The following is a 24671-nucleotide window of genomic DNA, read 5'->3' as shown; positions in this document are numbered from 1 at the left end:
GTCTTTGAACTTTTGTTTTTCTCATGAAACAGACGGTCTTGCAAATGGAAAAAGGGCATCCTATTGATCTCAAAAATTACTTTTATCCGTTTGAGTTATCCTTTTATTCGTATTATTCCGCCGCCTCTCCCCATATACTGAAATTAAAACAAGCTTTACAGAAGGCAGGTTTTCTTTATGATGGAATATGTGCATAAGCGAAAATCACTCTATAAAATGATGGTATTTATTATTCTATATATGAATGTTCTTCTTACTTTCGCTGTGATCTACATTTTATTGGACGTGACCGATTTGGGTTATTTAAAAGATCATTATGCTTCAAATGCCCATCAAGAACAGCCGCTTGACTATTTGACGCGCTCCTTATATTTCAGCACCATTACGCTGCTTTCTGTGGGATACGGGGATGTCACGCCATTCGGTCTCGCACGAGCCTTTGCCATGATCGAAGCGATTATCGGCTACTTACTTCCAGCTGTGATTGTCATCCAGTTTATTCCTTTTAACAAATCTGAAAATATGAGAGACTATTAACAATTGCCACTCCCTTCAGCCGCTGTTTACCTCTTCTTGATGCGGACGTTTTTTTACAAACATATACATCAAAAACAGCAAAGGAGTTTAGGTGTAATAGATATTTATGATTCATCCTGCCGCCAATTCTTTTTTCTAGTATTTTTTAAATAAATGGCAGGTATACATATGAATGGAAAAGGCCTGGTAGGTTTATTGATTATCAATCACGCTCAAAAAATCTTTATAAGAGGCAAGATGATAATCTGCCTGCAGCTCGGGATTTTGAAACGCGCAGGTGGCAATCCTCAACTCCCTTGCCGGCTGTAAATCCAATTCGCGATCCCCGATTACCATATCAATTCCATATTTATCATGCAAATATGCATATGCCCCAGTATCCGGTTTACGCTTATAGCCATCGTCTTTCGTGATGATTTCTGCGAAGTATTTTCCCATACCATAAAATGCCAATATTTCCATTGTCGATTCCTTTGATTTGTGGGTGACAATCACATTCAGTTCTGCCCATTGCAATACGGCCTCCAAATATGGAAACGGAGGCTTGTCTTTCGGATGAAGTGTCTTTTCCAAAGCATGAAACCTCTCATCAAATAATTTCTTTTCGATTCCAAAATGCCGGATTGCTTCTTCAGAAGAAATTTTCATCTTCTTTAATACATCTTCATCGGCTACTTCCTGATGTGTCATCAATTCTTTAAAAGACCGAACTATGGTCGGATATGTATCAAACATCGTGCCGTCAAAATCCCATAATAGCTTCATATAATCACCTCGTTTTAATTCTTTTTCGATTTTATCATACTAAAACAGATTCAATGTTATCGTTTTCGATTTACAATAAAAAACGATTCTTCATAGACTATTACCTCTTCGTTTTTGTTGATTTTAACACCTATCATCGGCTACACTACAAGTAGAATATATTAAACAGTATTCCACTTACTCAAGGAGGGATGAAGTTGAATATAAAAAACGAAGAAAAACAGAAAGCACAAGAACTCTTAATGCAAGGCCTTAAACCAAAAGACGTCTCCTCTCTTCTAGGCGTTCACATCTCTACGATCTACAGCTGGAAAAAAGAATTACCTCTACCGCCAACAAACACCATAGAACGAACCATCTCAAAAACTGAAAAAAGTTCTCTTATTAAAAACGAAAAAATGAATGCTTCCAAAAACGAAAAAGAGTATATCGAAATCAGCAAAGTAGAAAAAGAGAACCAAATACTTAAAAAGGAAAACGACGTGTTAAAAACGAAAATTAAAGAATTAGAAGAAATCATCACAGATCTTATTGTTAAGTTGAAGAAAACCAGTGAGAATTGGTTAGATTGACTTCGTTTAATGTACCTTAGACAGGAACTCAAAAACGAAAAACGAAACTTCTTTTTTCGTTTTTGAGTTCTTTTCCCATCTCCACCCCATCATTCTTTTGAAAGGCGGCATTCACTCCCCTTTCCTAAAACGATGTCGTTTCAAACTTAATTAAATCTTACTTTCGTTTTATTGTTTACATAATAAAATTACAAACAATACCTGGTAGAGAGATCTTTTATCAATCATGTTGTTTTTCTTCTATTTTCACAATCAAGTCGGTTACTTGTTCATGTTCTTTTTCGGCTACTGCGGTTGAGATCATATCTTCTCTCATTAGTTGATTAACCGCTTCATGTTCAGCATATAATACATGCTTACGCAATGTCTCCAGCTGTTTTTCTTTTAATTCTGGCATTTTCTTAAAAAGCTCTTCTAACTTCTTATTCACGTCTTCGATTTGTGTGTTATATTGCGAGATCAGCTCACTTGAAACGGGTGCTGTTACAAACAGCTTATTTTTGGCTCGGTGGACTTCCCTTACTGCCGCTTCATAACGATACAAACGCGAAATCAGTTGTTCATATTCATCAAATCCATTATTTTTCGTCACAACACCTAACCATGAAATAAACGGCTTAATACTCAAACTTTGAAAAACAAGAGAAAACAAGACGACGCTAAATGTCAGAAGCAGCACCTCTTCCCTTCCTTCAAAATCTCTCGGTAAGCTTAACACAAGGGCAATAGACAACGAGCCTTTCAGCCCTCCCCAATTAAGAACATGCTTCCAGGAGGATGGAAAGCTGTTAATGAATGCCATACTCGTATAGACGGCCAAGCTGCGACCGACAAGAACAATAAGAATGGCGGCCGCTACGTATCCCCACTTGTCTCCCACATCAATCCTTGTTATTTCAAGCCCCACCATTAAAAACACAAGGGCGTTCGCCAAAAGGGCTCCTACGTCCCAAAAATTACGAATGTTCAATTTCGTAGTGGGACTCATCCCAATGCTCGCTCCGTAATTTCCAAAAATCAATGCAGCTACCACGACAGCAATTACTCCTGAGGCATGAACGCTTTCGGCCATCAAAAAAGAGCCGTAGAATAAAATGACACTAAAGATAATTTCCATTGGATAATCGTCAAAATAGCGGGTCAATTTGGAAAACCCGTATCCTAGGGCTCCTCCAATGATCATACCAAGAAAGATGACTTTCACAAATTCCCATAATCCATAGCCAAACCCCGCCCATCCCGCATCGATATAAGCGAGAAGCGAAAAAGCAGAAATCTTGAATAAGACGACTGCCAAGCCGTCATTAAACAAGCTCTCTCCTTCGATGACAACCGATAACCGTTTATGAACCCCGACGCTCTTGAAAATGGAAAGCACGCTTATCGGGTCGGTTGCACTCATTAAAGCTGCAAAGACGAATGACGTTGTTAAAGGAAAATCAAATAAATAATAGATCGAAAAACCGATGATCAAAAATGACAATAATGTCCCGCCAAACGCCAAAGCTAGAATCGGCTTTTTATTTTCCCGCAAATGGGCAAATGGGAGCTTCAGAGCCGCCTCTCCTAATAATGCGGGCAAAAATAGCGTAATGACAACAAAATTAAAGACCTCCCCTTCCGTAATAAAGAGTTTGAGCGCATGCAGCTGCGGAATATCAAGTAATCCAATTAGAGCCCCTACTACCACTAACACGATGGAATAGGGTTGATTGAATTTTTTGGCGACCGCTGTGACGCCTGCCGCCAAGATGACCAACAGGAATCCCAGCTCAAATACATGATGAAGATCTAATTCCTCCATCCAAATACCTCCCTTCTACCATGATACTCTTCCTATTTCCCATATATCTTTTATATAATCGGCACTCAATTACATTGAATCGATTTGAACATTCCACACGTATATGTATATTACGTATGCGGGAATTTGATTGTTTACTTCGATTTTTAGTTATAAATTTTCCATCCCTTCCTCTTTTTATGTACATAGGTCCCACGAATGTGTAACCCCATGTTTACATGTGGAATATATACAGAAGTGTACTGTTGGATAGCAGCTTAAAAAGAATTCCGCAGCCACGTGATGCTTCCCTATACGAAGAAAAAAGATGGAGGAATGCCGGATATCCTTGGCTTTCCTCCATCTTTTCTGTATGCAACGATTCTGGTTCGTTTCTATTAGCTTCTTTATGGAACCATAATCTAAATGGTCGTAATGATCATGAGAAAGAAAAACTGCATCGATTGTCGGAAGTTCTTCCAGGTTCAGCGGTAAATCATCACTATAGCGTTTACCTCCAAATATGGGAACGGGAGATGGTGATCGGCCAAACATTGGATCGAACAACAAGCTTTTTCCATCTAATTCCAACAAGGGAGCGGAGTGTCCAAACCATGTAATTTTCGCTTGCTGATTCTCTTCAATAAAAAGGGACTCCTTCTATTTAAATAATGAAATAGAACCATTGTATTCTGTTACAAAAATAGTTGATAAAACAAGACATCCTGCCAGCTGCCAAACTTGAATCCTACCTCTTTCATCTCGCCGCATTTGACAAAACCAAATTGTTTATGGAGTTTGACGCTTACGTCATTTCCGCTTGTGATACCCGCTATGATCACATGATAGTCTAATGCTCGAGCCATTTCGATAATGTGAGTGAGCAGCTGCTTCCCAAGCCCTTTTCCTTGATGCTGTTCATCTATGTAGACCGAAACCTCTACCGTTCGACTATACGCCGGTTTTGAACGATAAGTAGATAATGAGGCATAGCCCATAACCGTGCTGCCTTCTTCCGCTACAATCAACGGAAAGCGGTCATCCATATGCTCATCAAACCAGGCTTGGCGCGAGTCAATTGAAACGGGGTCCAGATCAAAGGTCGCTGTTGTATTTAGTACTGCTTGATTGTAAATGGACACAAGAATAGGTAGATCCTCTTGTTTGGCTTTTCGAATATACATGTTGGTTCTCCTCTCTTCAATTAACACATTCTATTTTTTCCATACCTTCAATTTATCTTATTTTTTCAAAGCCGTAAATCTTTTTGACTATATAGATCGAGATAGAAAAAGGCCACATTGTTGAACAAAGCCATTGTTTAAGAAGAATAGATTTTTTCCATAATGATGATAAAACGAAAAGGAGATGTGGCCATGACTCCGCAACAAACAGAGGGTGTATTCGATTTGTTTGGATTGACCAGTTTATACCATCGAATTCGCTATCCACTGGAATTATCTGGGATATTGGAAGGAACGGATGAAGAGATGATGGAACGCTTCATGGAAATGTTTGAAATTCATGAGCATATGTCGTTCGAAGAATTTTCTCATTGGTTTGACTGGTTTTCGGTTGTTTCTAAACAAATATACTGATTAATATATGAAAACCGCCATGAGAATCCTTCCTTTCAAAGGATGTATCACAGTATTTTTTTGGAGGAATATTTAAATAATTTAAAGGGAACAATTATACATGTTGTAAATCAAAAGGAGGTGATGATGATGGACGTACAACGCGCAAAAGAAATTGCTGCTTCTCCAGTAATGGCACATGTAACTTGCAATGGAGCCCAAGTCTACATTAAAGCTGTGAATGAACAGGATGGAACAGCAAATATTTATCATCTCGAACAACCAGAAGTTCAACAAGAAGTTCCTGTACATAGTTTAGAAGAGCAATAATTTTCTGAGCAGTTCACTTATAAAGGAAACTTCCACCAGTGGGGATTTTACTGCCCGTTAATGCGGGATAAAACAACTCGCGATAAAAACACTACCGTTTTAGGGTAGTGTTTTTATTTTTATCAAATACGTTTTTTCTGTTATTTAATGAAACGAAAGCCACCTGTCAAGCAGATTGTGATAGATGACTAAACAAAAGAGAAATTATCTTTATGGACGCATCTCAGAGTCATTCACCATGCTTGCATAGGAGAAATTTTAAATAAATCATCTGTCATTTAAAAAGTTTAATAAGTACTTGGCTGCCTGTTCATCTTCTGCCAGCCTATATACCTCTCCACCTTTCATGAACACAATTCCATAAAATAATTGAAGATCATCATCACACGCTTCGCAATAGTGCATCTCCCCTTCATTCCAAAAACTGAAAAGGGATAAGTTTGTTTCTTTGACCGATTCGAAGCTTCGTTTATATTCTTTTATCCATTGGGCATACGTTCGGAGCGCTTCATCCTGATCATGAAAAGACAAACGCTCTGTAATCTCCTCCTGCCAGCCATCCAAAAACAGCCACGGCTCACAGTCTCCTTTTGTTTTACATACACTCCATTGTTCGTTCATCCTAAACTCTCCTCGTTGTATGTTTGTCAACATTATAAGAGAAAAACAATGTAAAACAAAATGAAACGGCCTGGCCACAATGGAAAAAGAAAAGGAAGAACCAAATGATAAAAAACATACCTTTTGATTCTTCCTCCTGAATATCTTACTTAAACCAACCTTTTTCTTTCGATTGAGTAATCGCTTCTATCCGGTTTTTCACTTCCAATTTGTCTAATATAGCCGAAATGTAGTTGCGCACCGTACCTGTTTTAATGCTGAGCTGATCGGCGATTTCTTTTGTGTTTTTTCCATCGGCGACAAGCTCTAACACTTCTTTCTCCCGTTCTGTAAGAGGATTTTCCTCGCTATATACATCATCCATCAGTTCTGGCGCATACACTCGCCTTCCTGCCATCACGCTGCGAATCGAGCTTGCCAATTCTTCACTCGGGCTGTCTTTTAATAAATACCCTTTTACACCGGCTTTTAACGCCCGCTGAAAATACCCTGTGCGGGCGAACGTCGTTAAAATAATGACTTTACAATCGAGCCCCTTTAACTCTTCCGCTGCCTCAAGCCCGCTTTTACCCGGCATTTCAATATCCATGATGCAAATATCCGGTTTCAATTGCTGCACAAGAGCGACCGCTTCTTCTCCGTTGCTCGCTTTTCCGACGACTTCCATATCCTCTTCCAAGTTGACTAAGGAACCTAAGGCTCCCAACAGCATCCGCTGGTCTTCAGCGATGACGATTGTAATCATTTTCTTCCCTCCTAATCTGTCTGCTTCACGTCATTCGGCACTTTGATGATTAAAGTAGTTCCATCTTCCGTTATAATATCGAGACTTCCATTTACAAACTCCAGACGTTCCTTCATTCCATTCAATCCGCTTCCTCTTGCGAAGCAGTCTTCTAACCCGCAAAAAGCACCATTATCCCGAACGATAAGCACCGTTTCCTGCGATGATTGCTCGACAGAAATCGTACAGGTCGAAGCCCCGCTATGCTTCACGACATTATTCACCGCTTCTTTCAAACACATGCTTAAAATGTTCTCCGTTAGAAGGGAGACATTTGTCAGTGTAAACTCCTGATTGCTCACAAAGTCAATGCCAGCTGCTTTCAACATTTGTTTGACGCGAACAATTTCGTCTTTTACTCTAATACCCCGCATGGATGAAACCATCTTTCTCACCTCGTTCAGCGCCGTTCTAGCTGTTTGCTGAACGTCTTTCAATTCGTTTCGCGCCTGTTCCGGATCCTTTGTAATCAATTTTCGGGCTAAATCGCTCTTTAAGCCAATAAGAGAGAGCTTTTGACCCAATGTATCATGAAGGTCACGGGCGATCCGCTGCCGCTCCTCAAGCTTGACCAATTCAGCAATCCGCTTATTGGCATCTTCCAGCTTTTCCTCAAGCTGTCCCCGTTCTTTCCGATTGCGAATGCTGAATGGAAGCAGGATGACACTAATCCAAATAATAATGACAAAAGGCAATTGTTTCAAAAACAGCGGCTGTTGAAGAACGATGCTGTAATTGATGGAAGCGGACGTGCTGATTAGATGAACAAAATACAAGGTCATAAATGTAATACGATCTTGTATATTACCTATAAAGTGAGCGAGAAAAAAAGCAAAATACACATAGCTGAAAAGGTTTGTTGATGTAATCGAAATGCCAATGAGCAGTAAGGTCCATAAATAAACGGGCCATCCCTTAGAAGTAAAAGCAATTCGGTACAAGATGAAAAATAAGATTGTCAATAACGATCCGACAATAATTTTAATCGTTGAGGCTGATTGAAAAATAAAATAAAACGGTAAAATGCAAAGAATGGTCCAAATATAAGGAGAAATCCCTGTATTTCCTTGAAATGCTATCAATCTTTTAAGCATGAATGAGTCCTCTTTTTCGACTTTCCAAATTTAATATATCTCGATGTTTTACCACAAAGTCATGAATTCCTTACTCTATCCTTCATTTTACCATTGTACGGCTCATTCATGTACGCAAAACGATTATTTAGTCCATTTATTCCCAGAAAACGTTCAGTCGAGGATCAAAGTAATCCCCGACTGAACATAGTTTCACTTTATGGATAATTTCGCTTGATTCCAACAGGAAATCACTTGAAGACAGTGAACTGAATAGTGCGAAATGATCAAGCCTTAATATCTTTAAATGTGACAAATTTTTTGTTTTGTTCGTCCCATAGGCGGAATTTTAGTGAACTCAAGCTCGTGGCGAGAGTGATCGTCGGGACATGTTGTAAAGGAAGCGTATTGTTGTGTACGGCTTCCAATCTATAATTAGGTACTCTTGGACTTAAATGGTGAACATGGTGAAAACCGATGTTTCCTGTCAGCCATTGCAAAAATTTCGGAAGCTTATAATAAGAACTTCCTTCGACAGCTGCTTTCACGTATTCCCATGTCTTATCCTCTTCGAAATAAGAGTCTTCAAATGTGTGCTGCACATAAAAAAGCCAAATGCCGACAACCCCTGCAATGAAAAAGATCGGACCGTGCACTAAAAGAAACGCTTCCCATCCGATTGCCCAGCAAAGCAACCCAACCAAAGCGACAATGCATACGTTCGTAATATACGTATTGATTCGTTCTTTCCACCTTGCCCCTTTTCGGTTAAATCGATTCGTAATAAGGAAAACGTAGATGGGACCTAAACCGAACATAACGAGCGGATTTCGATATAAACGGTACGATAAGCGAACCCAAAACGAAGCTGCTACATATTCATCGACCGTAAGCATCCACAGATCGCCTGTCCCCCGTTTATCTAAATTGCCGCTCGTTGCATGATGAACAGAATGACTGTGCTGCCATTGGCTATATGGAAACATCGTTAAAACACCTGTTATGGTGCCGATTATTTTATTGGCAAGCCGATTTTTAAAGAAAGAATGGTGGCAGCAATCATGAAAAATGATGAAGATTCGTGTTAAAAATCCGGCTGCTACAACGGTTAAAGCGAACGTAAGTAAATAAGAAACCGATAAGCTTTGATAAGCAAGAATCCATAATAGTATAAAAGGAACAATCGTGTTTATGAGCTGCCTTACACTATCCTGCGTATCGGATTTTTCATAAGGGGCAACTTGCTTTCTCAATTGTTTCACGTTTTGTTTTTCCATGTTTATTTTTCCCTTCCTTATTTGCTATTGCTAATTATAAAGAAGAGGAAACAACCTTTGCAGTAGCAACCGTCATGTACAAGGTATGACAAATGTCATGTACAAATAATGAGGGAAGCCTTTAAGGCTCCCCTCATTATTTGTACTGAACGAGTTTCCCTACCCCTTCGTGATGCTCGATATAGGTCACATTGATTTTCTTTCCTCTAAGCAGCTGAAACTCCCATTCTTTGCCGTAGGGGATTTGAAGAATTAATTCTTTTCCGTTTTCCTGTGTTAAATAAACCGTCGTTGGATCTCCGATATCGGTCATTTTAGCGGTCACGCTTTTGAAATTCTCGTGCTTGATAACAAGCTTTTGATTAATTTTCAGTTTCGTTGACGTCAGCTGATTATCTTTCATGATCTTTTCGACCGTTGTCTGGTGGGCCCTGGCGATTTTCCACAAATTATCGCCCTTTTTCACGCTATACGTTTTCTCGCTTTGAATAGCCGGCTTTTCTCCTGCGCTTTGTTCCATATTTGAAGAGTCAAGATTCGGATTTTTTCCGGCTTGATCGACTTGTTTTGGATGATGAATGATGATTTTTTGTCCAGGCTTTAGCGTTGTGGAAGTGAATTCATTATATTGCATGATGGATTCTACCGTTGTTTGATAGTTTTTCGCAATGTTCCACAGGCTGTCGCCTTTTTGAACAATATGAACTTGTGCCGATGACACCGGCTTTTGGGAATTGTCGTTTTTCTCTTTGGATGGTTGGCCATTTTCCTTGGAAACGGACGGATGTTTGATCAAAATAGAAGGGTTTGGCGTTCCGCCTGCTGCCACATCCGCCAGATATTCCTCCATATCCGGTAAAACGACGGTTTCACCCGCCTTTAAAAAGTCAGTTTCTTTTCCGTTAATCTGTTTTAAGTACTCGACCGTAAAACCAGTGCGGTTGGAGAGCTTGCTCCAGCTGTCTCCCGCTTGTATTTGATATTCCTCGCAAGCAAAGGCTTGTGTGGCAAATAATCCATTGGCAAGGATGACCGCAACCAATACAACTTTTCGCAGCTTTCCTTTCACCCATTGCGTTGTCACATTAATGATTTTCACAATTTTTGATTCCATATTTCGTTTCTTCAATTCTTCGACGATTTTTCGATACTCTTCTCTCGTCATTCCAATCTTATTTGGACTTTCAAATGTCATAGCTGCTTTCATGTTCATTGACCCCCATATTGCTTCATCTTTTGCTATATCTATTAGATAAATTGAACCATGCCATATCCTCCATGCCCCTTATACCAGGTCGTCAAGGAGTAAAATATGGCAACCTTCATAATATTTCGCTCTATTGGTAACTTTTATGGGGGATAAACAAAACTTTTTTCATATTGATTCGTTAGTAATAGGAGAAAATGGAGTCAATCAATCTTTTTACGCAAAAAAACCACGTCCTTTGTGGGAACGTGGTTATAAGTTTATGGCTTATTATGGGAATGAAACAACACTTGCCAACAGCCCGGACGAAGCGATGTTAAAATTTCACTAATTCCATGATTTTTTTAGATGGTTTCTGTGTCGCATCCACCGTCAAAATATGCCCTAATCCTTGAGTATAATAATAGTAGTAGCCATCGTAATTCTTGATTTCGATTACATCATAAAAGGTACCGGCCGGAGTGGTAATGGTTTTGGCCATATTGGTGACGACATAGTTCGATGGCATGCCTTCCTGATGGACGGTCCATTTTTTGTTAAACGTTAACGGATAGGGAATGTGCAATCCGGAATCAGCTTGATAAAATCCAACTGTCACACCTTTTGCATTCTCTGTATAACTGTAATACTGCGCGGACTGTCCTTGATTGTTCTCATATACCGCTTTCCAAATATCCTGACTGCCTTCTCTGCCTTTATAAGCCCATGTTACTTTTTTGGCTTCCCCCGTATAGTCAAAATAGTTATATACATATGTTCTTTGAGAATCTAGCTTTAATCCAAGCGTCACCACCCGATCTTCTGGACGTGGCTTGAACGACTTATCCAATGAACGGGCAACAAATGCTGAAAACTGGGCGCGTGTGACCTTATTTTTCGGTTTAAAGCTGCCGTCGCTGTATCCGGTTGTTACATCATTGACAGCAATCTTCATGATGTACGGGTAGGCCCAGTATGAAGTCGGAACATCCGTAAAATAAATGCCGCCGCTTCCTTGCAGTTTGAACGCATTCGCAAGAGCTCTTGCCATCGCTTCCCTTGAGATGGGTGCATTCGGATTAAATGTTTTTCCTTTAGGGAAAATGCCTTCATCGATGACCGTCGCAATTTCTTTATACGCGTGATATGCAGGAGTCACATCTGTCAAATTCGGATTGGGTCGGTTGTTTGTGTTTAACTTTAGGGCCCTTACCAGCATTAAAGCGACCTGGGCATTCGTCACCTCATGATTCGGTTTAAACGTACCATCCTGATAGCCTTTAATGATGCCGTTCGCTGCTGCATAATCAATTTCTTTCTTCGCCCAGTGGCTGTTCGGTACATCTTTAAATCCGACGGCCGCTTGAACATGAGTAAAACTCGGAATCATCAAGCCTACTAAAAACATGCACGTTAAGACTAGTAAACTAATTTTCTTCATTTTCGACCTCCATTTGTAAAATGAAACACCCTTTTCAACTTATAGAACGCAGCCAATTGTCAAAATGTTGCATGTGATGGAAATAGAGGTCAATAGTAACAGTTTCAAACAAGAAATCCACATACTCCGTCACTTTTCTCCCGGGCTTTATTACCTTTCAGAATGGTCATCTTTATATAAATAGACTTGAAACTTACTGTATGATTGAAAGCCTAATTTTTCGTAAGTCGGTTTCCCCGCTTCTGTCGCATGGAGAATGCAGTGTGAAGCTCCTTGCGCACAGGCTTCATCAAGAAGATTTTGTAAATAAGCAGCAGCCAAACCCTTTCTTCTCATGTCTGGCGCGGTCGCAATACAGTACAAACCTGCAATATCACCATCCAAAAATAGCGTACCAACTACAGCGGGCTCCCCCTTATAAAAGCCCAAATATAATTTATATTCATCAGGCATCTTTTTAATAATTTGTTCAAATCGCTTGAAGATGGCCTCTTTCCCTGATGCCGGTTTTTCATATCCGTCGATATACACATCCACCCATTTGTTCAAATCCTTAGCGTTTGTCACTTGGTTGAACTGGAAATCATCCCGATCACTCGGTTTACATAACCCGTCAGTTAGGCTCATAGCCATTCCCGTCCAGTTTTGGTGATGTTCAAGTCCCATTGCCGTTAAAGTCCGATTGATATCACTTGGCTTTGTCGAAGGACCGATAATCCACATAAGAGGATCTCCCTCTCTGTCATATTGTTCTAGCAATCGATTGATTTCCACTTTTTGATCTTTTATCCCTCGATTAAGCCAATCTGCATATAGTACACGGTTATACGGACGGGCGGCAATATATTTAAAATCGGCTTCATCGACATAAACGCTTCCTTCCGTCTGCTTCAAATACATCCAATGTTTCATCAAATTCTCTTCAATAATATTGGAAAAATCATACTTTTCTACTGATTTGGTCATTCTATCACTCGCCCCCTTAAATTCATTCCATTCGTTTTTTTATGTTGTAATCAATTTCGAGAAATTTCTTCCCAAATATCCACATTTGATGATGTGCAGTCAAAAGCCCTTCTTCTTCCTTGATGAAAAACGTTTCCGACAAAGGCAAACGAATCGTAAATAATGGGGTATGCAAATAGATTCCTTCATCTCCTGCCCCCTGCTTTCTTAAAATACTTGTTAATATAAGGTGATTTCGATCGTTGTATGGCTTTAAAATACCGGTCATATTCGAGTAAGGAAGCGGCAGAGCAATGTTCATATATGTTTCGTTTTCATATTGGTGCTGGGAGTAAAGAGCGGCAAAAATGGTTTCCCCATCTTCATTTTTTCGAACCCAAGCCCTTACATCACTTCTTCCATCCATTTCTGACCTCACCCCGATGATCTCTGCATCCATTCGCTCCAACATACCGCCCATTCCTAAATGAATTTGCCCGATGCGGCGACTTATATGCTGATAAGCGAGAGCAAGAGGCTTAAACCAAGATGACCAGCGAATATTGGCCTCCAATTCATAGTTCTCCGTCTGTTCATAAAAATCGGCGATGCCAGGTGAAAGCCGATTTACATCAAACTCACTCGAGGAGAAATCCTTCATTCGCTCGATAAGACCGGTATATACCTTGTCATCTATCAATTGCTTTTGCGATAAAAAATCACTTCCGATGGTCCTTGTACCAAACACTCGGCTCAGCGGCTTTCCGTAATAAGAATGGGCAGGACAATTCGGACCTTCAATGAGCCATCCGAGCAAAGCCGGCAACACGACTCCAAACGCATTAACAACCCCATGGATGAAAATCATCTCCGAAATTGTGAGCGTCACACTTTCCTGAACTCTTCCATATGCGTATATGAAGGAAAAGAAAATCGTGACAAGAAGAATCGCTGCCGAAAATGAAAGTAAGATTTTGGCTGCCTTTTTCCGAAAATCCGTTCGAAAAATAAAAAAGCCATATGCATAAAGGGCGGCAACATAGATAAGCACCGCCAAAAACTCGATTACCCGTGAATAGGTAATGCCAATGGCTACTGTTAATGGAGACAGAACGACAACGAGCGTCATGGCAGTATACCCATTACGATTGCTTAACGCCTTTCGTCCTAAAAAACCGACCAGAATGGGTATAATGAAAGCCGAATAGTGAAAATGAATGGCCGTCAATAAAATGGTTATCTTTGTGAAATGCATCACTTGCATATCCGCCGCATAGGCAAAGAACCAAAATCCACCCAAACTTAAATAGATAAGGCCGCTGTCAATGGATAATTCCCCGAGCGGTTTTGTTCCTCTCTCCAACAAACGTTTCACTCCGAATAAAGCGATCAATCCTGTATAAATAAACCAAACCGCCGCAAACACGGCCATATCCGTCAAAAAAGTAAGCATCGCACCGAGCGCAGCATACGGGTACAATCGAGAAATGAATCGGGCTACCGGCATAATCGCTCCATCTCTCATATTCTTATCAATCATCATGAGAATTAAAGGAACGAACACAAGAACGGATAATAAAACAAGTGCCTCCACGATGTGAAGCTGCGACCAACCAATTATTAGATAGAAAAGATAAAAAATAATTCCGATTACCACGTTTCGTTTCATATTGAATCACGTTCCATTTCAGTAAAAGTTCCATTATACGAAAAAAGCGCACCAGCTAAAGGATTTCGGACCTCAACCTTAATCCGGAAACAGTTTTGTTCGTCATCAAATGATTCCATAATCATCGCTTTCCCGTATAAAGATCTGGGCAGAGGAATGTTCTTTCCGAATATGTACAGCCATTGCTTCTTTGATGAAATATTCATGCCCCCTTGATCATCCACATGAAAGGAAAGAGTCGATACAAGAAGCGGCGGCTCGCCGAAATAATCAATGATTTCATCTTGTTGCTCATTCAAAGACATCACCGCATCGAAAAAACGGCGTTTTTCTCCAAAGACAAAGGTACGATTCCACTTCACCAGTGTTTTTCCCTCTTCGTTTACTGATGCCTCATTATAAATAGTAAACGGAATATCTTTGCCCCGTTCCGGAAAAAATAAACGGCGCTTGGTCCCCAATCGGAAAAATGGTCTGATCCAAAGAGAGCCCCCCGTGATTTCATCCATCTTTCCAACGCCATGAAAATCTCTTTGTTCGGTTATGTCATAACGCTGCTGGAGCTTCGGATGCAGTTTTTCGTAAGAATCGCCGAGGATGGTTCGATAAATGGATGACAATGTTCTCACCCCCTTTTTCTTTTGCAATACTTGGCTGCAGGTAAATCGCTGCAATTTATATATCCGATGAACGATAATAGAATCAGTACCATATTGAATGTAACTGGGTTAAACGGATGAACAGCGCTTCGAATATTAGCGAGCAGGGCAGAAATAGTCAATAAGCTTAGTAGAATCATATGTCCAATAAACAGCTTGCGTTTTAAAAATGGCAGCAGCCACACAAAGCCAAACAGCATTTCCATGAAGCCGATCCATTGAACGGCGATATATGGATTGACTGGCAAGCTGACTAAAGACGACAGCATCTCCACTTCCTCAGGATGAACAGCAAGTACTTTCGGAACGAGCCCTTGATAGATCCAAACAAAAGCCAACAGAAAACAAACAAGCCAGTACGTCAGTGTCTTCTGCAAAGTTAACCGGGGATGATACCCTTTTTCCAGCCATAATTTAAGCGAGCCAAAGCTCCATGCCGTTGCCCACCCCAACATCGGACGGAATACATATGAATCGATCACCTTTCCCAATTTCCCGAAGTTTGTTTCATAATCGTACTGGGTCTCAAACTCAATTCGATCGCCTTTCGGGGTATATTTCCAATATCCTCTTCCTGTTCGAATGAGAGACAACGGATGATCTGTCCAGAATTTTAATGAAGAAACTCGTTCTCCCGTCTCTTTCTGTATTTGTCCAGCCGTTTCCCCCTTTCCTGCGATCACAAGCCCAAACCCTATCTTCGTTTTATATAAAAAACGCTGCGGTTCATTTTCCTGTCGCTCAAGATACGAGATTTCCGTAAAGCGAACATCCCACTCCGTATGTAAATCGGGATTTTGCGTATGCTCCCAAATTTCCTCCATCGAAGTCCCGATTTCTGTCTGAACATAAATCGGTTCTTGTTTTTTCATATTCATCCCTCCTCGTACATTATCAAGCATACAAGAATTCCCTGTAAAGGGCCATTGAAAGCTAGAAGAATCAAACCTTGATCCGTATAAGAATGATATGTAAGAAAGACCTAATCATGGAATCTTTGGATTTCAATGACTAGGCCTTTTTAGTTTTATCCTGTATTCGAATTAAGCCCCCTTGCTTTTGGATGAAAAGGCTCTCAATGCCCATAAAGCGAATCCAACCATAATCAACAAAAAACCATTTAGTAAAACGCCCAATCCAATGATGGCGCCCCCGTAAGCAGCCCCCTCACCGCTTCCGCCTGAACTCCAATCATAGAAGCGATAAAACAAGGATCCGCTTGAAAAACCAAGTACCGGGGCAAGTATCGACATGATGATCCCTGAGAACATCAAACTGAATCTTTTCTTTTTGTAAAGAGTGACGAAACCGATGTTCAAAGCTATAACAATAAGAACAAACAAAACTAAAATAATGATGTCGATTGTTATTCCCTCCCGCTCAAAAATGATTGAACAGCTTCCTTTCATCACTTATTACCTAACAGTTTCACTTAAATGATAAAGCCGTTACATTCATTCTTATTCTCTCACTCTATCATATCTGTATTTTTTTGAAATTAATACCATTATAACCAGAAATATGCATATTGACTATTTTCTTCTACTTAATTAGGAGATATCTGTTTCCTGCTAATGAAAAAGAAGTTCCAACATGCAAATGGAACTTCTTTTTCATTCATAAATTTTTATTTTTTAGAACATATTTTTTTTAGAACAAATTAATGAGCGATACATTACTAATTAAGATTTTGTTGGTACGATGTTGGTTATATAAAAACAAAATACTATAAATCAGAGATTGCAAGTGCGTGGGATAAAGTAGAAACTCTTCAAAATGAAGTAGCGTTTGGTAAAGTTTTATTCCCTTATTTTTATTTGTTATCAATTGTAGGAGTAACTATGATTTGCGGAATTATAATATTTTCTTATAAAAAAATATTCAATTAAACCAGCTAATAGTTTGTCAACATTTTTCAATAAAAACTTAAAATACTTCATGTTATACTAAAAATGCGCATGCCAAATAACCTTCCACTAACTAATGATTGGAAGGTTTTGTCTTATTTAGTTGAAAATCTTAATTAGACTATATCTTGGAAAGTGGTTCTGTTTTTTAATATGGCATAAATCCAATGTAAGAGCTTATTTACACAAGCAATAACGGCTACTTTATAAAGTTTGCCTTCCTCACGTTTCTTATCGTAAAACGCTCTTAATCTCTTGTTTTTAGGGATAATTTCATCAGTTGTTTTCTGTTTACGACAATCACGAATACCAGAACGAACAGCCATATATAAGGCGTGTCGCAACCTACTTGATCCACGTTTTGTAATACGAACGAGAGTAGCTTTAAATTTACCTGATTCAAATACTTCTCGATCAACTCCTGCGAATGCGACAAGTTTCTTTGAGTGATTGAACCGGTCTATCTCCCCAATTTCAGAAATGATCGTAGCAGCGATTTTTTCTCCGATACCAGGGATAGATTGGATCATCTTATATTCTTCAATTTCCTTTGCGAGAGTATCCAGCGCGGGTTGCAATCTCTGGTGTTCCTCCAACACCTACCCATATCGGTATGTCCTTTTGCAAAGGTCTTGGTGCAATTTCAGCATTCCTCAATGGCGGGCGAAAATGACCATCCCATGTAATTGTTTCGAGAACAAGGCATCATAGTCATTTAAGTCATACCCGAAAAGAGGGAAGGATTCCACAAACGCTCCACGACCTGCGATTATTTCTGCCCTTCCTTCTGAAAGTACATCTAATGTAGCAAAATCTTCGAAGAGACGCACAGGATCAACAGTGCTTAACACGGTGGGTGCGCTTGTTAATCTAATTCGTTTGGTTATTTGAGCAATAGCAGCCAAAACAACCGGGGGTGCGGAAGTAGCATAGTCTAATCGATGATGTTCTCCCACACCAAACACATCTAGTCCAGCTTCATCAGCGAGTTTTGCCGCTTCAATTATTTCCTTCATTCTTTGCTGGGCACTAATTATCCTGCCAGTATGGGGATCTGGACCTATATCCCCAAGTGTATAGAGCCCGAGTTCTATTCCTGTATTTTTAACTCCATCTTCTTTACGCATAGCAGTATATTCCTTCCAGCAAAGGTTTAAAATTAGCAAAATTTAAAAATTAGACTTTCAAACGAATGCGATTACCGGAAGGATCTGAAGTAACGAATGAACCATTTTCTTCCGTGACAGATGCACCAACTTTCTTCAACTGAGTAATAACTTTATTTCTCTTTTCCTCATTTGCAAGCATTAGAGTAAATGATTCAAGTCCCACACTATTAATTGGCGGTTGTGGAGCACCTTCACCATTCCATATGTTTAAACCAATATGATGATGGTATTTACCATTATCTTAAAGCCGATTATTTCTTTATAAAATTTTAATGAACGTTCTAAGTTTTGTACCTTCAGGTTAACTTGACCTACGAAGGTAATAGGTTCGCGATGAAAATTCATTTTAGTTGCCCCCTTATTATTAAGCTTTCTCAGAACGAAACAGTACATTATCTACAGCTAAAAAAGATTTGTTTGCTATAGCAAGATATACTGCCATTGCCAGAAAAGCCAGATCTAACTCATATCCTGCCATCTGTCCATTCCCCAATAAACCAACGGAAAGTTTTACTTTTAGTATTGCTCCAATCATTAATAGTGCATACAAAACAGATACAATCCTAGTTGCAAATCCAATGATTAAAGCGATACCTCCGATGATTTCAAGCAATGCAACTCCATAAGCCATAAATCCTGGTAGTCCTATACTGCTGAACCAGCCTACGATATTTTCAATTCCACCCTGAAACTTTACAATCCCATGAATTAAAAACAATGCGCCTAATGTTACTCGTAAAATAAATACCCCGATTTCGTTTTTTAATTTCATTGTTATTCTCTCCTCATTTATGGTTTTATTGATAAATCTCAAAACTAATTATTATTAATTCGAGATAAATAAGAAAAATAAATATATAATGGTTACTTAATTCTCTTGTCTATTACTCACTGGAAAACCAGCTGCACCCCAATTTTCATGTGGCACGTCATGTAACAATACTCTGATTGTTTCAGGTGAATTACCTAACGTCCGGCTAACTGCTGCCGTAATCTCTGAAATCAATTGCTGTTTTAATTCTTTTGATCTGCCCTCAAGCAAGTGGACATGTACAATCGGCATTTTAGTTCCTCCCAATCATTATTTGACAGGTAAATCAATTGTCCACAGCTTATCAAATTCAACCTCAATGGAATCTCCACTAAAAACATGAATAGCTTCCGTTATGCCACCGGTTAGTACAATCATCCTGGGTTCAATACAAAGCCCAGAGGAATGTAACATTTTAACCAATTCAACCACCGAACGAACAGGATTTCCCATAACAGCTGAACCTGTTCCTTCTTGAACTACTTTATCATTCAACTTCATTCGGACCTTCGCTTTTTCCCATTGAAACTTATTTGGTACATATATTTGTTCCGAAAGAAAATATTTTGCACTGGAAGCATTATCTGCAACGACATTTAAATTGATGCTCACATCCTCATTTTTATAAATTTCTTTGACATTATCCAAATTGCCAAACGCTGTGACTTAAGTTTCCATATCTAAACTCTCGATGGAGTAAAGACGCTTTTGGATTATTATCAGCTGCACCCATAGCATAAAAGATCGGAATAAAATGCTCACTCCCGTATGGAGGTACTGCTAATGACGCATTAGACGCAAGTGAATCATAGTTAAAGAGGGATTGTAAATCCCAGTTGTCAAGCTGTTTTTCCAACCACTCATCAAATTCAAGTGCCCAAGAATCAACCTCTCCATCGTCAGCCCACTTTAAGGCTCTTAAATTATGAACGGTTCCCCCGCTGCCGATGATTAAAATACCCTTTCCTCTTAACTCCGATAGCGATTTACCGATTTTATATTGCTCATCAGGAGTAAGATTTGGGTTCACAGACATAGCAATTACGGGAACATCTGCATTCGGATAAAGCATACGTAGAACTATCCATGCTCCGTGATCTAGGCCGCGAGTTGTGTCATTTTCAAAAGAAATGCTATTTTTAGTAAATAGGTCTTCTATTTCTTTTGCAATGTCGTGATTCCCGTGAGCAGGATACTGGATAGTGTATAGGTGCGGGTCAAATCCGCCGAAATCATACATCGTATTATACTGATCGACCCGGCTTACCTGTTGAACCTTGGATTCCCAATGGGCTGAAAACAAAACAACAGCTTTTGGGCGAGGAAGGTTTTGACCTAATTGATTTAAAAATTTTGTATAATTGTTATTTTCAATCGCAAGTAATGGTGCACCATGAGCAATAAATAATGATGGCATCATTTTTTATTTCCCTCCCTATTTTTTTGTATTTTGGATTTATTATCTTCGTAAATCATTTGAAATCCAAGATTGAAAATCCTGAAGATTTTTTTCAGATACTGTGTGCCCTTCCGGATAAGATTTAAAAGTCACGGGAACCCCAAGCTTAGTAAAATAATCGACATTTTCTTTCCCCCACTCATATGGCAGGACCTGATCATATTCTCCGTGTGATATAAACACTGATAAATGCTTCCCTTGGTTGATCATGTATTCTTCCTTTACAAATTGAGGAATATAACCACTTAGCGCTACTACACCCTTAATTTTGTTTCCAAGGGTGAGTGCTAATGTCATTGAAACAATGGCTCCTTGGCTAAAGCCCAACAAGTATAACTGTTCCGGGTCTATTTCATAGTTTATTGATGCATAATCAATAAACTTAGCTAATTTACTAATTCCGTCATCGAATACTTCTCGATGTGGTTTTCCATAGCCCTGGATTGTAAAGTAGGCAAATCCCGGTCCTTGAGTCAAATGTCCCCTTACACTAAAAATAAAGAAGGAATCCTCTAGACCGTTAACGAGTGAAAGCATATTTTGTTCATTGCTTCCTATACCATGCATAACAAACAATGCGGGATACTTTTTCCCAGAAATAATCTTCTTAGGACGGCGAAGTTCATAAATCATTTCAGTTTCCATTTGCAAAACCTCCTAGTATATAACATGGCATGATAAAAAACATAATAAAATGTTTGTCTTTTTGAAGTTTCCTTATATGAATTTTTGTTCTCTTATAAAATACCAAACACAAATATGGATTGTCAATGGATTTTTTGCTAATATGAAATAAAGTTTACTATTAGAAAACTACTCGAGGTGATAAACATGGATATCGGCTCTAAAATACGTGCCATTAGAAATAGAAAAAAAATAACTATTGCACAAATGTGTGAGGAAACTGGTCTTTCGAAGGGATTTATAAGTAATGTTGAAAACAATAACACTTCTCCGTCAATCAGCACCTTACAAACAATCGCAGCTTTCTTAAAAGTTCCTTTACCCTATCTTCTTTTAGAAAAAGATGAACACATGACGGTTATACGAAAAAATGAACGAGAAGTAACAACTTCTAAGGAGTCAAACTTAAAAGTAGAGCATTTAGCTTCAAGAGGTGGATTAAGCATTAGATTGGTGGAATTCCCCCCAGGTGCTTCTACTGGGGGGGAAAATGCACATGAAGGGGAAGAGTGCCACTTAGTCCTTAAGGGAAAAATTCTCGCAGAACAAGGAGAAGACTCCTATTTTTTAGAACAAGGAGACACGTTCAGCTGGTGCGCAAGTGTCCCTCACTACGTTAAAAATATTGGAGATGACATTGCCAAAGTTTTAATCGCAATCTATACCGAAGGCTCAGTACTTTAAAAAAATTTAACCTAAAGCCAGGATTTACTTTATAATCCTGGCTTTTTATTTTGTCATCAAAAAATGTACGAATACTTATTAACAAAACCATTTTCAACAATTGAAATTATAGGTTTAAATTATAGATCCTTAATGACCTTTTTTAGGTCTGTCCAATCTAATATCCTTGGGAACTTCAAATGCCGATTATAAGATTGGTCCCTTACAACTACTTTTGTTTTTTCTTCATTTAACAGGGTGTTTAGAACTTCCGGCTTATCGTCAAAGTAGTAATCGAGTTTTAGTTTTTTTATAATTTGTACCTTTTCATAGTCTTGCATGCCATAGAAGAACCGTTCATCCTGTACCGGAAAGCCTTGGCTTTTTAGCCATTCCTTTGTCCGTTCACCATGTTCTTTCGGTCTTGATGTAATATAATAAATTTCATGACCTTTCTTGTCTAATTCTTGTAATGTTTCTATCGCATTTGGAAAGGGTGGGCAAGAAGTATAGTATATTTCCTCCAAAGAAGAATTCCACATTTCTCTACCTTGTTCTTCTGTTAATCCAAAGGGTTCATGTATTTCTACCCTTTCTAGCCTTTGAAAAACATCGATTGGAACTTTTTGCTCCAGTTTTTTATTATAAATATGAAAGGCATGTTCTCTTAAATCTATCAGTGTATCATCAATGTCGAATCCAAGTCTCATCGCTAAACTTCCTCATTTACTGTATATTGGATATCCAATAAATTTAAAATCTTTCCCGATCTTTATAATCTCTGTATCGGATAATTCAATTGCATCTCTCATTTTACTGATACCTACGCCTTCCAAAAAGGTCGGAGCATCTTTCCCTCCAATTAATTTTGGGGCAAAATATAAGACCGCTTTATCGATCAAATGATTTTCTAAGAAAGATGCGCTTATGGTGCCCCCACCTTCAAGTAGTAAGGATGAAATAAGATTCTCTCCCAATATTTCTACTACATCGTTTACATCAACATTTTTTAATCCACTTGTCCGAATGACCTTTATTCCATTTGCTAAGAGTGTTTTTTCTTTATCTAAGTCAACATTTTGACTGGTAAAAATCCAAGTTTTAGCTTGTTTATCGACTACAACCTTCGAACTTAAAGGAATTTTCAAATTGGAATCCAGTATAACGCGAATTGGGTTACGCCCGTTTGGTATTCTTGCAGTCAGTTCAGGATCATCTTTAACCACTGTATTAACTCCAACAAGAATAGCCATATTTTCATTTCTTAGTTGATGTACGTCCAGCCTGGATTCTTCAGATGTAATCCATTTACTGTCAGAAGAGTGAGTGGCGATTTTTCCGTCTAATGTAATACCAGCTTTTAATGTAACAAATGGCTTTTTTTGAACAATAAATTTATTAAAAACCTCGTTCATTTGTCTTGATTCTTCTTGTCGAACACCAATAATCACTTCAATTCCTGCATCCTCAAGTATTTTAACGCCATTCCCCGAAACAACAGGATTAGGGTCGAGGGTTGCAATGACCACTTTTTTTAACCCAGCTTCTCTGATTGCAACAGCACATGGTCCGGTTCTTCCATGATGTGAGCAAGGTTCCAGGGTAACATAAATAGTTCCGCCTCTGGCTTTTTCACCTGCCATACGAAGAGCATGAATTTCAGCGTGTGGTTCTCCTGCCTTCAAATGCGTACCGATCCCCACAATTCGGTTCTCATTTACAATGACAGAACCAACTAAGGGATTGGGGTCTGTCTGACCTTTCATTGCCTGTGCATTTTGTAAGGCTAAGTCCATATAGAATTCATGGCTAGTCATTGCAACAGGTATCCTCATCTCTCATATGACCGGATCGATTTATTTTTGTTTCAAGGTATTTTTCATTATACTCTGATACATCACCCCATAACGGTTCTCTTCCTGATACAGTTAAGCCAGAGTTTTTTAGAGCGTCTAATTTTTTAGGGTTGTTGGTTATGAGGGTAACAGGTTTGCTTCTTAATGCTTTTAAAACCTGTATAGCATCACTATAATTTCTTGAATCATCGACAAAACCAAGCGCTTGATTTGCTTCCACAGTGTCATAGCCGTTTTCCTGAAGGATATAAGCCATTGCCTTACTGAATAAGCCAATGCCTCTTCCTTCATGATTGGCTAAATAAAATAATGCACCGGTTCCATGTTCAACAATCATTTTCATCGATTGTTTTAACTGAAATCCACAATCGCACCGTTTGCTTCCAAAAATGTCACCTGTATGACAAATCGAATGCATACGAATAATTGCATCATCGCCATATTCAAAGTCGCCATAGGAGAGGACACTCGATTGTTGAAATTCAGCTAAATTGACAGAGGATAACTTGTCAATAATTCTTTCAAAATTCTCTGTTACTTCATCACAATTTAGCCAGCAATACCAGTTGAATTCAACAGTTTCTCCATACAAATTAACTGGGAGCCGAATTGGACCTACTAAATAAATAGCCCCCTTTGCAGTTTTAATCAGTTGAATTTTATCTTCTAAGACAGAAAGAACTTTCGAATCAAATTTAGTCTCAGCCATTTAAATCACTCCTTTGTTTTTATTTTGTTCAATTTGAGTTTTTTCATTAGAATGGATGCATTAATTACTCAATGTTCCAATTTCATACATTTGATTGATGACTAATGATTTCTTGATTTGGTCTCCACTACCTATTGCAAGAAACAGTAGGACGAAACCTTGAAATATCAAGCTTTCCATCTTGGGAAAGCATC

28 protein-coding genes and 2 pseudogenes are annotated in these 24671 nt (G+C 38.9%); 5 read left to right on the top strand and 25 right to left on the bottom strand.

All coding sequences use genetic code 11. The features are described 5' to 3' along the window. Window positions 1-177 precede the first annotated feature (177 nt). Window positions 178-537, top strand: a complete 360-nt coding sequence (locus tag BK575_RS11015) for a potassium channel family protein (RefSeq protein WP_078410407.1) — start codon at window positions 178-180, stop codon at window positions 535-537. 192 nt (window positions 538-729) lie between these two features. Here the strand turns inward: BK575_RS11015 and BK575_RS11010 are convergent, their stop codons facing one another. Beyond that, entirely contained in the window at window positions 730-1302 is a 573-nt protein-coding gene (locus tag BK575_RS11010; protein WP_078410406.1) for an HAD-IA family hydrolase, read from the bottom strand. 197 nt (window positions 1303-1499) lie between these two features. On the opposite strand from BK575_RS11010, the gene BK575_RS11005 reads away from it, so the two are divergent. Then, window positions 1500-1874 (top strand): terminase gpP N-terminus-related DNA-binding protein, encoded by a 375-nt coding sequence (locus BK575_RS11005; protein ID WP_169907742.1) that lies wholly within the window; start codon window positions 1500-1502, stop codon window positions 1872-1874. Window positions 1875-2094: 220 nt separating this feature from the next. Here the strand turns inward: BK575_RS11005 and BK575_RS11000 are convergent, their stop codons facing one another. The 3 genes from BK575_RS11000 to BK575_RS10990 all read right to left on the bottom strand — a co-directional run bounded on the left by BK575_RS11000 (window position 2095) and on the right by BK575_RS10990 (window position 4841). After that, window positions 2095-3678 carry a cation:proton antiporter gene (locus tag BK575_RS11000; RefSeq protein WP_078410404.1) on the bottom strand — a complete coding sequence of 528 codons (1584 nt, stop codon included), beginning with the start codon at window positions 3676-3678 and terminating at the stop codon, window positions 2095-2097. 177 nt (window positions 3679-3855) lie between these two features. Next, a complete protein-coding gene (locus tag BK575_RS29480) occupies window positions 3856-4224 on the bottom strand; it encodes an MBL fold metallo-hydrolase (RefSeq protein ID WP_328589548.1) in 369 nt (122 codons plus the stop codon). A 128-nt stretch (window positions 4225-4352) separates the two neighbouring features. Further along, on the bottom strand, window positions 4353-4841 hold the full coding sequence (locus tag BK575_RS10990; protein WP_078410402.1) for a GNAT family N-acetyltransferase: 489 nt from the start codon (window positions 4839-4841) through the stop codon (window positions 4353-4355). 192 nt (window positions 4842-5033) lie between these two features. On the opposite strand from BK575_RS10990, the gene BK575_RS10985 reads away from it, so the two are divergent. Continuing rightward, entirely contained in the window at window positions 5034-5255 is a 222-nt protein-coding gene (locus tag BK575_RS10985) for a hypothetical protein (RefSeq protein ID WP_078410401.1), read from the top strand. 129 nt (window positions 5256-5384) lie between these two features. Further along, window positions 5385-5564, top strand: coding sequence for an H-type small acid-soluble spore protein (locus tag BK575_RS10980; protein ID WP_078410400.1), 180 nt, complete (start codon window positions 5385-5387; stop codon window positions 5562-5564). Between the two features lie 267 nt (window positions 5565-5831). Here BK575_RS10980 and BK575_RS10975 read toward each other — a convergent pair whose 3' ends face one another. The 18 genes and pseudogenes from BK575_RS10975 to BK575_RS10885 form a co-directional block, all read right to left on the bottom strand. After that, the gene (locus BK575_RS10975) at window positions 5832-6185 is read right to left on the bottom strand and encodes a DUF1033 family protein (protein ID WP_078410399.1); all 354 of its coding nucleotides are present in this window, start codon (window positions 6183-6185) and stop codon (window positions 5832-5834) included. A gap of 145 nt (window positions 6186-6330) precedes the next feature. Then, window positions 6331-6930: a response regulator transcription factor gene (locus BK575_RS10970; RefSeq protein ID WP_078410398.1), complete on the bottom strand. Its 600-nt coding sequence runs from the start codon at window positions 6928-6930 to the stop codon at window positions 6331-6333. 11 nt (window positions 6931-6941) lie between these two features. Further along, entirely contained in the window at window positions 6942-8063 is a 1122-nt protein-coding gene (locus BK575_RS10965; RefSeq protein WP_078410397.1) for a sensor histidine kinase, read from the bottom strand. Between the two features lie 266 nt (window positions 8064-8329). Beyond that, window positions 8330-9319, bottom strand: coding sequence for a Delta(5) desaturase DesA (locus BK575_RS10960; RefSeq protein WP_078410396.1), 990 nt, complete (start codon window positions 9317-9319; stop codon window positions 8330-8332). Between the two features lie 136 nt (window positions 9320-9455). Beyond that, window positions 9456-10526, bottom strand: coding sequence for a LysM peptidoglycan-binding domain-containing protein (locus BK575_RS10955; RefSeq protein ID WP_169907740.1), 1071 nt, complete (start codon window positions 10524-10526; stop codon window positions 9456-9458). A gap of 316 nt (window positions 10527-10842) precedes the next feature. After that, on the bottom strand, window positions 10843-11946 hold the full coding sequence (locus BK575_RS10945; RefSeq protein WP_078410393.1) for an S-layer homology domain-containing protein: 1104 nt from the start codon (window positions 11944-11946) through the stop codon (window positions 10843-10845). Between the two features lie 150 nt (window positions 11947-12096). Next, the gene (locus tag BK575_RS10940) at window positions 12097-12912 is read right to left on the bottom strand and encodes a GNAT family N-acetyltransferase (protein ID WP_078410392.1); all 816 of its coding nucleotides are present in this window, start codon (window positions 12910-12912) and stop codon (window positions 12097-12099) included. 22 nt (window positions 12913-12934) lie between these two features. Then, complete coding sequence (locus tag BK575_RS10935) at window positions 12935-14560, bottom strand: YndJ family protein (protein WP_078410391.1); 1626 nt, start codon at window positions 14558-14560, stop codon at window positions 12935-12937. Beyond that, a complete protein-coding gene (locus tag BK575_RS10930; RefSeq protein WP_078410390.1) occupies window positions 14557-15180 on the bottom strand; it encodes a DUF4166 domain-containing protein in 624 nt (207 codons plus the stop codon). Before BK575_RS10930 ends, BK575_RS10935 begins: the two co-directional genes overlap by 4 nt. Window positions 15181-15185: 5 nt before the next feature. Beyond that, window positions 15186-16091, bottom strand: coding sequence for a DoxX-like family protein (locus tag BK575_RS10925; protein ID WP_078410389.1), 906 nt, complete (start codon window positions 16089-16091; stop codon window positions 15186-15188). Window positions 16092-16262: 171 nt separating this feature from the next. After that, the gene (locus BK575_RS10920; RefSeq protein ID WP_235867366.1) at window positions 16263-16628 is read right to left on the bottom strand and encodes an inner-membrane translocator; all 366 of its coding nucleotides are present in this window, start codon (window positions 16626-16628) and stop codon (window positions 16263-16265) included. Window positions 16629-17242: 614 nt separating this feature from the next. After that, window positions 17243-17689, bottom strand: a pseudogene (locus tag BK575_RS10915) (transposase); the annotation flags it as partial. Then, a pseudogene (locus tag BK575_RS10910) lies at window positions 17673-18253 on the bottom strand (LLM class flavin-dependent oxidoreductase); the annotation flags it as partial. The pseudogenes BK575_RS10910 and BK575_RS10915, both read right to left, overlap by 17 nt. 406 nt (window positions 18254-18659) lie before the next feature. Next, window positions 18660-19067, bottom strand: coding sequence for a DoxX family protein (locus BK575_RS10905; RefSeq protein ID WP_078410387.1), 408 nt, complete (start codon window positions 19065-19067; stop codon window positions 18660-18662). Between the two features lie 96 nt (window positions 19068-19163). After that, complete coding sequence (locus BK575_RS10900; RefSeq protein ID WP_078410386.1) at window positions 19164-19358, bottom strand: 2-hydroxymuconate tautomerase; 195 nt, start codon at window positions 19356-19358, stop codon at window positions 19164-19166. A gap of 18 nt (window positions 19359-19376) precedes the next feature. Then, entirely contained in the window at window positions 19377-19754 is a 378-nt protein-coding gene (locus BK575_RS10895; RefSeq protein WP_078410385.1) for a fumarylacetoacetate hydrolase family protein, read from the bottom strand. Continuing rightward, window positions 19747-20526, bottom strand: a complete 780-nt coding sequence (locus BK575_RS10890; RefSeq protein ID WP_078410384.1) for a DODA-type extradiol aromatic ring-opening family dioxygenase — start codon at window positions 20524-20526, stop codon at window positions 19747-19749. The genes BK575_RS10895 and BK575_RS10890 overlap by 8 nt, the downstream gene beginning before the upstream one ends. A gap of 39 nt (window positions 20527-20565) precedes the next feature. Next, window positions 20566-21210, bottom strand: a complete 645-nt coding sequence (locus BK575_RS10885; RefSeq protein ID WP_078410383.1) for an alpha/beta hydrolase — start codon at window positions 21208-21210, stop codon at window positions 20566-20568. Between the two features lie 186 nt (window positions 21211-21396). On the opposite strand from BK575_RS10885, the gene BK575_RS10880 reads away from it, so the two are divergent. After that, a complete protein-coding gene (locus BK575_RS10880; RefSeq protein ID WP_078410382.1) occupies window positions 21397-21933 on the top strand; it encodes a helix-turn-helix domain-containing protein in 537 nt (178 codons plus the stop codon). Between the two features lie 119 nt (window positions 21934-22052). On the opposite strand, the gene BK575_RS10875 is transcribed toward BK575_RS10880, so the two are convergent. From BK575_RS10875 to BK575_RS10865, 3 genes are read right to left on the bottom strand one after another with little or no spacing between them, the layout of a single operon-like run. Continuing rightward, window positions 22053-22622, bottom strand: a complete 570-nt coding sequence (locus BK575_RS10875) for a 5' nucleotidase, NT5C type (protein WP_078410381.1) — start codon at window positions 22620-22622, stop codon at window positions 22053-22055. Between the two features lie 12 nt (window positions 22623-22634). After that, the gene (gene ribD, locus BK575_RS10870) at window positions 22635-23729 is read right to left on the bottom strand and encodes a bifunctional diaminohydroxyphosphoribosylaminopyrimidine deaminase/5-amino-6-(5-phosphoribosylamino)uracil reductase RibD (protein WP_078410380.1); all 1095 of its coding nucleotides are present in this window, start codon (window positions 23727-23729) and stop codon (window positions 22635-22637) included. Further along, window positions 23722-24477 (bottom strand): GTP cyclohydrolase II, encoded by a 756-nt coding sequence (locus tag BK575_RS10865; RefSeq protein ID WP_078410379.1) that lies wholly within the window; start codon window positions 24475-24477, stop codon window positions 23722-23724. The genes ribD and BK575_RS10865 overlap by 8 nt, the downstream gene beginning before the upstream one ends. Between the last annotated feature and the right edge of the window lie 194 nt (window positions 24478-24671).

Source organism: Priestia abyssalis (genome assembly GCF_002019595.1).
In the GTDB taxonomy this organism is placed as follows: domain Bacteria; phylum Bacillota; class Bacilli; order Bacillales; family Bacillaceae_H; genus Bacillus_BA; species Bacillus_BA abyssalis.
This window is presented reverse-complemented; position numbering and strand designations above follow the sequence as displayed.